Genomic DNA, 9,054 nt, shown 5'->3' with positions numbered 1-9,054 from the left:
CGCTGCTGGCCGGGGCCGCCGTGGCGGCGGGGGCGGGGATCGCGCCCCTGGCGATCGGCCTGATGGTCCTGGCCATGGCGGTGGAGAACTCGGTCTTCCTGCGCGACGGCGAGGTCGGGGTCAGCCTGACCTATATGACCGGAACCCTGATCAAGACCGGCCACGCCCTGGCCGCGGCCGTGCGCGGCGGCGATCCCTGGGCGTTCCGGCCCTATATGGCCCTGTGGGCGGGGCTGGCCGGGGGCGCGCTGATGGGCGCGGTCGTCTACGGCCGTCTGGGGCTGATCGCCCTGTGGCCGGCGGCCGCCGTCGCCATGGCCCTGGCCTTAGGCGTACGGTTCAACCGCGCGGCGTGAACTTTCGGATCACGCCCGAGAAGGTCATCAGCAGCCGCTCGCCGGTGGTGATCTGGCCGCGCACGAAGATCAGGCTCTTGCCCGCCTTGGTCACCTGGCCGGTCGCCTCGATCAGTTCGCCCACATAGGCGCCGTCGATGAAGGTGGAGTCGAGCTGCACCGTCACGCCCGAGGCGCCCTCCATCTCCTGATAGGCGATCTGGAACATGGCGATGTCGGCGAAGGTCATCAGGCAGCCGCCGTGCATCCGGCCGCCCGCGTTCATGTGCTTCTGCTCGGCGCGGAAGGCGCAGCGCATATGCCCGTCGGGATCGGGCTTGCCGTAGAAGGGCCCCACCACCACGTCGAAGGTGTCGCGCAGGTCATAGGTCTGCCAACCGGCGAACTCGCCCTCGGTGACGGTGATTATCTCGGCCATGTCGGTTTTGCCTTCTTTCCGATCTCGCGGTGCAGCATATAGCGCCTATGAGCGATCCAATCGAAGCGGCCATTTTCGAAAAACTGGCCAAGGCCGACCCCAAGAACGTCGGCGGCAAGAGCATTGAACCGGCCGACGTGGCCAAGGAGCTGCAGCCCGAGCAGTGGCAACGGATGCTGCCCAAGGTGAAGGCGACGGCGCTGGGCCTGATGCGTCAGGGCAAGCTGACCATCACCAAGAAGGGCAAGGCGGTCGATCCCAACAACTTCCGCGGCGTGATCCGCCTGCGCCTGCCGACCGAGGCCGAGACGGCCGCAGCCCTGGCGGCCCTGCCGCCGGTCGAAGCTTCGGATGACGACTTCGACTGAACCGGACAACGGCCTGGACGCGCTCCTGGCCGAGATCCGCGCCTGCCGGGCGTGTCTGGGCCAGCTGCCCCACACGCCGCGACCGGTGGTCATGGTCGCGCCTGAGACGCGCCTGCTGATCTGCGGCCAGGCGCCGGGGCGGCGAGTGCATGAAAGCGGTCTGCCCTTCACCGACCCGTCCGGCGTTCGCCTTCGCGATTGGATGGGGGTGGATGAAGCGACCTTCTACGGCGATCCGCGTCTCGGCGTGGCGGCGCAGGCCTTCTGCTTCCCCGGCACCGATCCCAAGGGCGGCGACTATCCGCCGCCGCGCCGCTGCGCCGAGCTGTGGCGGCCGCGCCTGCTGGCCGAACTGCCGAAGGTCGAACTGACTCTGCTGGTCGGCGGCTACGCCCAGGCCTGGGCTCTAGGCGCGGCGGCCAAGGCCAACATGACCGAGACGGTCCACGCCTGGCGCGACTACGCCCCCGCCATACTGCCTCTGCCGCATCCATCGTGGCGCAATACGGCCTGGCTGAAGAAAAACCCGTGGTTCGAGGCAGAGGTTCTGCCCTACCTTCGTCAGCGGACAGCGGAGATACTGACGTGAAGATTTGGTGGGGCGGATTGGCGGCGGGCCTTATGGCTCTTTCCCTGGGCCTGAGCGCCTGCGCCCCGCCGCACGTCCAGTCGCCGCTGACGCCGCCCAACGGGTTCAACGGGCCGCGCATCGAAACGGGAACCCTGGGACGCGGCGCCTTTGTGGTGCAGGACGGGGCGCGGCTGCCCTATCTGCGCTGGAGTCCGGAAGGCCAGGCGCCTTGGGCCGTCATCGTCGCCCTGCACGGTTTCAACGACCACTACGCCTCCTTCCGCTTCGCCGGGCCGTGGTGGGCGCAGCGGGGCATCGAGACCTGGGCCTATGATCAGCGCGGCTTCGGCCTGGCGCCGAACCGGGGCCAGTTCGCGGCCGAAAGCCTGACCAGTCAGGATCTGCGCACCATCGTCGCCCTGGTTCGGGCCGAGCGCCCGAACGCCCTGATCGTGGTGGCGGGCGAGAGCATGGGCGGCTCCTCGACCATCGCCGCCTTCGGATCGGAGACGCCGCCGGACGCCGATCGGGTGGTGCTGCTGGCGCCCGGCGTCTGGGGCTGGTCCAGCCAGAGCGCCTTCAATAGCGCGGGCCTGTGGACCGCCGCGCGCATGATGGGCGCCAAGCGGGTCGAGCCGCCGTCCTTCGCAGTGCGCGACATCCGCGCCTCGGACAATACGCTGGAGCTGATCCGCAACGGCCGCGACCCCCTGTCGATCCTGTCGACGCGGTTCGATGCCCTGTACGGCCTGGTCGATCTGATGGAGACGGCGACCCAGCGGTTAGGACAGGTCGAGAAACCGACCCTCCTGCTTTACGGCGCGCACGATCAGATCATCACCAAACGCCCCATGCGCCGCGCCCTGGAACAGGCGGGCGAACGGGCGAACCTGACGACGGGCTATTACGCCGACGGCTGGCACATCCTGAATCGCGATCTTCAGGCCGAGACCGTGTTCGCCGATGTCGAATCCTGGCTGCGCGATCCGACACGCCCTCTGCCGTCAGGCGCGCCGGCTGTGCTGCCCGCCCTGCAGGCTGATCCCAAGGCGCGCTGAACGCAGAACTTGCGGAATGCGGAGGCGTTTTCCGCATGTTTCCTAGAAGCCTGGGGCGGCCGCATGGTGATGCTTGCCGTTTGGTCAGGCTGCGCGTATGTCCTTCCGCACAAAAAATACCCCAGGAAAGGCCTGTCATGGGCATGACGCTGTTTGATTCTCCTTCTTTCTCGAACCATGAAGGCGTCCACGCCTTCTATGATGAGAAAACCGGCCTGAAAGCGATTGTTGCGGTGCACTCGACCGCGCGCGGTCCGGCCGTCGGCGGCACCCGCATGTGGAACTACGCCACCGCCGCCGAGGCGCTGGAAGACGTGCTGCGCCTGTCCAAGGGCATGAGCTACAAGAACGCCGTCGCGGATCTGGAGATGGGCGGCGGCAAGTCGGTCATCATCGGCGACAGCCGCACCCAGAAGTCGCCGGAGCTGTTCCATGCTTTCGGCCGCTATCTGAACGGTCTGGGCGGTCACTACTACGCCGCCGAAGACGTCGGCACCTCGGTCGAGGACATCGCCGAAGCCCGCAAGGTCACCGAATTCGTTCTGGGCCTGAAAGACGGTCCGGAAGCCTCGGGCGATCCCAGCCCCGTCACCGCCGAGGGCGTGTTCCGCTCGAACCTGGTCGTCGCGCGTCGCCTGTTCAACCAGAACGACATGACCGGCCTGACCGTCGCCATCCAGGGCGTGGGCCACGTCGGCGCCTATCTGGCCGAGAAGCTGCACAAGGCCGGCGCCAAGCTGATCATCACCGACGTCAACCAGGCCAACCTGGAAGCCGTCGCCGCCAAGACCGGCGCCGAGATCGTCGCTCCGGACGCCATCTATGACGTCGCCGCCGACATCTACGCCCCGTGCGCCCTGGGCGCGACCCTGAACCCGCAGACGCTGGACCGCCTGAAGGTCAAGGCCGTCTGCGGCGCCGCCAACAACCAGCTGGCCACCGCCGACATCGGCGACGAGCTGTTCAAGCGCGGCGTGCTGTATGCGCCGGACTACGTCATCAACGGCGGCGGCATCATCAACGTCGCCTCGGAAATGAACGCCCGTCAGACCGGCGGCGCCTATGACGCCTCGTGGGTCGAAGGCAAGCTGTCGCGCCTGATGGAGACCTTCGAGGAAATCCTCGAGCGTTCGGTCGCCGAGAACAAGCCGACCCATCTGATCGCCGACGCCATCGCCGAGGCCCGCATCAAGGCCGCCGCCGACAAGAAGGCCGCGGCCCTAAAGATCTAAAGTTTGAAGGTCAGATCGACCTTTGACCAGCTAGCCTGCCTCTCTCGGGAGGCGGGCGGGCGCCGGGGGGCGCCTGAGGGGTGCGGGCCATAAGTCCGCGCCCCTTTATCATTCTTGGGCCTGCGCCAGCGGCTCCGCCTTCCATTCTTTAACGCCTCTTAACGCCGCATTTACCATCCAGGCGGCAGTTTCTGCCTAGCGGGTTCGGTTCGTCCCGCGTGTGCAGGGGCGATGGCGCGTGGGCGGCTTCACGGAAGCTTTGAAAAGGTTCGGCATCGGACGCCTGGCCGCCATCCTGGGCGTGGCTGCGGGCGTGGCCGCCGTTCTGGTCGCCGTCATGCTGCGCGTGGGCCAGGCCCCGGACGCCTTGCTCTATTCCAATCTCGACCTGCGCGAAGCCTCCGAAATCAGCGCCGCCCTGGATCAGGCGGGCATCAAATATTCGTCCAAGGGCGACGGCTCGACCATCTTCGTCAGCCGCGACGAGGTGGGCACGGCGCGCCTGATGCTGGCGGGCAAGGGGCTCGTGACCTCGGGCAGCGTCGGCTACGAGATCTTCGACAACCAGTCGGTGCTGGGTCAGACCGAGTTCCAGCAGAACCTGAACGAGCAGCGCGCCCTACAGGGCGAGCTGGCGCGCACCATCATGTCGATGCGCGGCATCTCTTCCGCCCGCGTCCACATCACCATGCCCCGGCGTGAGATGTTCCAGGCCGCCGCCATCGACCCGACCGCCGCCGTGGTGGTGGGTCTGTCGGGCCGCGACCTGTCGGCTGATCAGGTGCGGGCCATCCGCAACGTCGTCGCCTCGTCCGTGCCGAACCTGAAGCCGGACAAGGTCACGGTGACGGACCAGGCCAACCGCACCCTGGCGGCGGGGTCTGAGGACACCGGCTTCACCTCGGCCACCGCCGAGGCGTCCAAGGCCTCGACCGAGGCCCAGATGCAGGCTCGCATCAAGGACATCGTCGAGGGCGTCGTCGGCGCCGGCGCCGCCCGCGTCCAGGTCACGGCCGACATCGACCACAGCCGCTCGACGACGCAGGAGCAGAAGTTCGACCCGGACGGCCAGGTCGTCCGCTCGACCTCGACCAACGGCTCGCAGTCGCAGGACACGACCGGTCAGCAGGACGGCGGCGTCACCGCCACCAACAACATTCCCGGCGGGCAGGCCCCGAACACCACGCCGATCGGCTCGACCAACTCGGAAAACACCGAGACGACCAACTACGAAATCTCCAACACCACCACCACCACGGTGAAGGAGCCGGGCGAGGTCAAGAAGCTGTCGGTCTCGGTCGCGGTCGACGGCAAATACACCCCCGCCGCCGACGGCAAGGGCGAGCCGACCTATGCCGCCCGCACGGCCGAGGAAGTGCAGCAGATCAAGGCCCTGGTCGCCGCCGCCGTCGGCATCGACGAGACGCGCGGCGATAAGCTGGAGGTGGTCAACGTCCGCTTCAGTCGCGAGCCGTCGGCCGCGCCGGGCGCCGAGGAAGGCTCCTCGATGTTCGCCTTCGACAAGAACGACATCATGCGCGGGGTCGAGCTGCTGATCCTGGCCGTCACGGGCTTCGTACTGGTCTTCTTCGTCCTGCGTCCGCTGCTGAAAGCGGCGACGGGTTCTGGCGGCGCGCCCGCCCTGGCCGGCGCCGGCGGCATTCCCGTGACCGCCCTGGACACCCAGATCGTCGGCGGAACCCTGCCGGGCGGCGCGCCCATGCTGGCGGGCCCCAGCGACATGGAGCAGCGCATCGACATCGCCCGCATCGAGGGCCAGGTGAAGGCCTCCTCCATCAAGAAGGTCGCCGATTTCGTCGACAGCCACCCAGAGGAATCCACGGCGATCCTGCGCTCGTGGATGCATGAAAGCTGATGGCGGCGCGGCTGGTGTCAAAGGGTGCTGCGGTTGATGACGCAAAGAAGCTGACGGGGCCTGAAAAGGCGGCTGTCGTTCTGCTGTCTCTGGGCGAAGAGCACACCGCTCTGTGGCAGCAGCTCGACGATGAAGAGATCAAGGAGGTCTCTCAGGCCATGGCGGGGCTGGGCACCGTCACCGCCGCCGTCGTCGAAGAGGTGCTGGTCGAGTTCGTGTCCGGCATCGGCGGGTCCGGCTCGCTGATGGGCTCCTATGAGCAGACGCAGCGCCTGCTGGCCTCCTTCATGCCCGGCGATCGGGTCGAGGCCTTGATGGAGGAGATCCGCGGTCCGGCGGGTCGCACCATGTGGGACAAGCTCGGCAATGTGAACGAGGCCGTGCTCGCCAACTATCTGAAGAACGAATACCCGCAGACGGTCGCGGTCGTCCTGTCGAAGATCAAGCCGGACCACGCCTCGCGCGTGCTGACGGCCCTGCCCGAGGACTTCGCCCTAGAGTGCGTCCAGCGGATGCTGCGCATGGAGCCGGTGCAGCGCGATATCCTCGACAAGATCGAACAGACCCTTCGCAGCGAGTTCATGTCCAACCTGGCGCGCACGTCCAAACGCGACAGCCATGAGCTGATGGCGGACATCTTCAACAGCTTCGACCGCCAGACCGAGGCGCGCTTCATCGGCGCGCTGGAGGAACGCAACCGCGACGCGGCCGAGCGTATCCGCGCCCTGATGTTCGTGTTCGAGGATCTGTCGCGGCTCGATCCGGGCGGGGTGCAGACCCTGCTGCGCGCGGTCGAGAAGGACCAGCTGGGGCTGGCGCTGAAGGGCGCTTCGGATCCCCTGCGCGAAATGTTCTTCTCCAACATGTCCGAGCGCGCCTCGAAGATCATGCGCGAGGACATGGATTCCATGGGGCCTGTCCGCCTCAAGGACGTCGACAACGCCCAGATGGCCATGGTCCAGGTGGCCAAGGATCTGGCGGCGCGGGGCGACATCATGCTGGCCGGCCAGGGCGGCGACGACGAGTTGATCTACTGACATGAGCGCCCAACCCGCCAACGCCGTCCCCTTCGCTTTCGACACCGAGTTCGGGGCCGACGGCGCCGTGCTGCGCGCCTCGACCTGGCAGCCGGCCAAACGATCCTTCGCCCCCGCCGAGGTCGAAGCCCTGGTCGCCCAGGCCCGGCTGGAGGCCCGTCAGCAGGCCCTGGCCGAGGTCGAGGCCCTGCGCGCCGACGCCTTGTCGATCGTGGCCCAGTCGACGGCGCAGGCCGCGACCCTGTTGCGCGGCGTGGCCGAGTCGCACCGTCGCGAATCCGCCGAACTGGCGTTGGCCGCCGCGCGGGTCATCGGTTCAGCCGCCTTCGATCGCTTTCCGCGCCGCCCGCTCGAGGCCGCCATCGAGGCCCTGGGGCAGGAGATGGACGCCACGCCGCGTCTGCTGGTTCGCGCCTCGGGGCTGGACGACGAAGGCCGCGCCCAGATCGAGGCCCTGTGCGCCCAGGCGGGTTTCTCGGGACTGGTGGTGTTCCGCGACGAGCCGCACCTGCCCGCCGCCGCCTTCGCCCTGGAATGGGCTGACGGTCGCGCCGAATTCGATCCGGCCGAAGCCGAGGCCCGTGTGGTCGCCGCGCTCAACGCCGCCCTGGCCGCCGAAGCCGGCCACGCCGAGCCGCCTCTCGAAGGCGGCGCTCATGACAGAAGGGGCTTCTGATGGCCACCGACGATCTTTCGCTTGAGGAATTCGGCGAGTCCACCGCCCTGAACCTGGCCGACGAGGGCGGCGAGAAGTCCGCCGTCGACCTGGCGCCCGTCTTCGACGTGCCGGTCAACATCTCGGCCGTGCTGGGCAAGGCCAATATGTCGGTCGCCCAGCTGCTGAAGCTCAACAAGGGTTCGGTGCTGGAGCTGGACCGCAAGGTCGGCGAGGCGATCGACATCTTCGTCAACAACCGCCTGGTGGCGCGCGGCGAGGTCGTCGTCGTCGAGGACCGTCTGGGCGTGACCATGACGGAAATCATCAAGACCGAGGACAAGGGCGCCTGATCGGCCGCCCCGTCACGGACAGGATTTTGAAGGAGTAGGGCGATGCGTCTTCTGGTGGTGGGTCGTTTAAGCGGCCAGCTGGCGACGGCGGTGAAGATGGCCATGGCGCACGGCGCTAAGGTCCAGCACGTCGAGCGCGCCGATCAGGCGACCGAGCAACTGCGCCGGGGACAGGGCGCCGACCTGCTGATGGTCGACTATCGCATCGATATCGCCGCCCTGATCGCCGCCAACGACGCCGAGCGCATCCATGTGCCGGTCGTGGCCTGCGGCGTCGACGCTGACGCGCGCGAGGCGGCCGACGCCATCCGCGCCGGGGCCAAGGAGTTCATCCCCCTGCCGCCCGAGGCGGATCTGATCGCCGCCGTCCTGTCCGCCGTGGCCGACGACGAACGGCCGATGATCTCGGCCGATCCGGCGATGAAGCACGTCATTCAGCTGGCCGATCAGGTGGCGCGTTCGGAGGCCTCCATCCTGATCACCGGCGAAAGCGGCGTGGGTAAGGAGGTGATGGCGCGCTATCTGCACACCCACTCGCGCCGCGCCGACAAGGCCTTCATCAGCGTCAACTGCGCCGCCATCCCCGACAACCTGCTGGAATCCGAGCTGTTCGGTCACGAGAAGGGCGCCTTCACCGGCGCCGTGGCGCGCCGCATCGGCAAGTTCGAAGAGGCCGACGGCGGCACGCTTCTGTTGGACGAAATCAGCGAGATGGACGCGCGTCTGCAGGCCAAGCTGCTGCGCGCCATTCAGGAGCGGGTGATCGACCGCGTCGGCGGCGCCAAGCCCGTGCCCGTCAACATCCGTATCATCGCCACCTCCAACCGCGACCTGGCCAAGGCCGTGGCCGAGGGGACGTTCCGCGAAGACCTGCTGTACCGGCTGAACGTGGTGAACCTGCGCCTGCCGTCCTTGCGCGAACGCCCCGGCGACATCGCCGTGCTGGCGGACCACTTCGTCAAGAAATACGCCGCCGCCAACGGCGTGCCGCCGCGCGCTATCGGCTCCGAGGCCAAGCGCGCCCTGGTCGCCCACCGCTGGCCGGGCAACGTGCGCGAGCTGGAAAACGCCATGCACCGCGCTGTCCTGCTGGCGGCGGGGACCGAGATCGACGTCGACGCCATCCGCCT

11 protein-coding genes are annotated in these 9,054 nt (G+C 67.9%); 10 read left to right on the top strand and 1 reads right to left on the bottom strand.

Features of this window, described 5'->3' with window-relative positions; translation table 11 throughout:
* Positions 1–356: DUF1275 family protein (locus BDIM_RS00210; RefSeq protein ID WP_040344429.1), on the top strand; the 356-nt coding region annotated here is incomplete at its 5' end.
* Here the strand turns inward: BDIM_RS00210 and BDIM_RS00205 are convergent.
* Positions 340–774, bottom strand: a complete 435-nt coding sequence (locus tag BDIM_RS00205; RefSeq protein ID WP_003163540.1) for a PaaI family thioesterase — start codon at positions 772–774, stop codon at positions 340–342. The genes BDIM_RS00210 and BDIM_RS00205 overlap by 17 nt on opposite strands.
* 47 nt (positions 775–821) lie before the next feature.
* Between BDIM_RS00205 and BDIM_RS00200 the strand changes: the two genes are divergently transcribed.
* From BDIM_RS00200 to BDIM_RS00160, 9 genes are all read left to right on the top strand, one after another.
* On the top strand, positions 822–1,142 hold the full coding sequence (locus tag BDIM_RS00200) for a DUF3253 domain-containing protein (protein ID WP_003163539.1): 321 nt from the start codon (positions 822–824) through the stop codon (positions 1,140–1,142).
* Entirely contained in the window at positions 1,126–1,731 is a 606-nt protein-coding gene (locus BDIM_RS00195; RefSeq protein ID WP_040344427.1) for a uracil-DNA glycosylase family protein, read from the top strand. Before BDIM_RS00200 ends, BDIM_RS00195 begins: the two co-directional genes overlap by 17 nt.
* 32 nt (positions 1,732–1,763) lie before the next feature.
* Positions 1,764–2,771 (top strand): alpha/beta fold hydrolase, encoded by a 1,008-nt coding sequence (locus BDIM_RS00190; RefSeq protein ID WP_040344425.1) that lies wholly within the window; start codon positions 1,764–1,766, stop codon positions 2,769–2,771.
* Positions 2,772–2,914: 143 nt separating this feature from the next.
* Entirely contained in the window at positions 2,915–4,003 is a 1,089-nt protein-coding gene (locus BDIM_RS00185; protein ID WP_003163536.1) for a Glu/Leu/Phe/Val family dehydrogenase, read from the top strand.
* A 238-nt stretch (positions 4,004–4,241) separates the two neighbouring features.
* Complete coding sequence (gene fliF, locus BDIM_RS00180) at positions 4,242–5,879, top strand: flagellar basal-body MS-ring/collar protein FliF (protein ID WP_003163535.1); 1,638 nt, start codon at positions 4,242–4,244, stop codon at positions 5,877–5,879.
* On the top strand, positions 5,879–6,916 hold the full coding sequence (gene fliG / locus BDIM_RS00175) for a flagellar motor switch protein FliG (RefSeq protein ID WP_003163534.1): 1,038 nt from the start codon (positions 5,879–5,881) through the stop codon (positions 6,914–6,916). The genes fliF and fliG overlap by 1 nt, the downstream gene beginning before the upstream one ends.
* A gap of 1 nt (position 6,917) precedes the next feature.
* On the top strand, positions 6,918–7,592 hold the full coding sequence (locus tag BDIM_RS00170) for a FliH/SctL family protein (RefSeq protein ID WP_003163532.1): 675 nt from the start codon (positions 6,918–6,920) through the stop codon (positions 7,590–7,592).
* A complete protein-coding gene (gene fliN, locus BDIM_RS00165; RefSeq protein ID WP_003163531.1) occupies positions 7,592–7,924 on the top strand; it encodes a flagellar motor switch protein FliN in 333 nt (110 codons plus the stop codon). Before BDIM_RS00170 ends, fliN begins: the two co-directional genes overlap by 1 nt.
* 42 nt (positions 7,925–7,966) lie before the next feature.
* A partial coding sequence (locus tag BDIM_RS00160; protein ID WP_040344684.1) for a sigma-54 interaction domain-containing protein occupies positions 7,967–9,054 on the top strand: 1,088 nt, incomplete at its 3' end.

The organism is Brevundimonas diminuta ATCC 11568, assembly GCF_000204035.1.
GTDB classification, from domain to species: Bacteria; Pseudomonadota; Alphaproteobacteria; order Caulobacterales; family Caulobacteraceae; genus Brevundimonas; species Brevundimonas diminuta.
This window is presented reverse-complemented; position numbering and strand designations above follow the sequence as displayed.

Excerpts from the sequence above, each read along its gene's own strand:
- BDIM_RS00185 (WP_003163536.1), top strand. The coding sequence starts at position 2,915 with ATGACGCTGTTTGATTCTCCTTCTTTCTCGAACCATGAAGGCGTCCAC.
- fliG (WP_003163534.1), top strand. The coding sequence starts at position 5,879 with ATGGCGGCGCGGCTGGTGTCAAAGGGTGCTGCGGTTGATGACGCAAAG.
- BDIM_RS00200 (WP_003163539.1), top strand. The coding sequence starts at position 822 with ATGAGCGATCCAATCGAAGCGGCCATTTTCGAAAAACTGGCCAAGGCC.
- fliN (WP_003163531.1), top strand. The coding sequence starts at position 7,592 with ATGGCCACCGACGATCTTTCGCTTGAGGAATTCGGCGAGTCCACCGCC.
- BDIM_RS00190 (WP_040344425.1), top strand. The coding sequence starts at position 1,764 with ATGGCTCTTTCCCTGGGCCTGAGCGCCTGCGCCCCGCCGCACGTCCAG.
- BDIM_RS00170 (WP_003163532.1), top strand. The coding sequence starts at position 6,918 with ATGAGCGCCCAACCCGCCAACGCCGTCCCCTTCGCTTTCGACACCGAG.
- BDIM_RS00195 (WP_040344427.1), top strand. The coding sequence starts at position 1,126 with ATGACGACTTCGACTGAACCGGACAACGGCCTGGACGCGCTCCTGGCC.
- BDIM_RS00205 (WP_003163540.1), bottom strand. The coding sequence starts at position 774 with ATGGCCGAGATAATCACCGTCACCGAGGGCGAGTTCGCCGGTTGGCAG.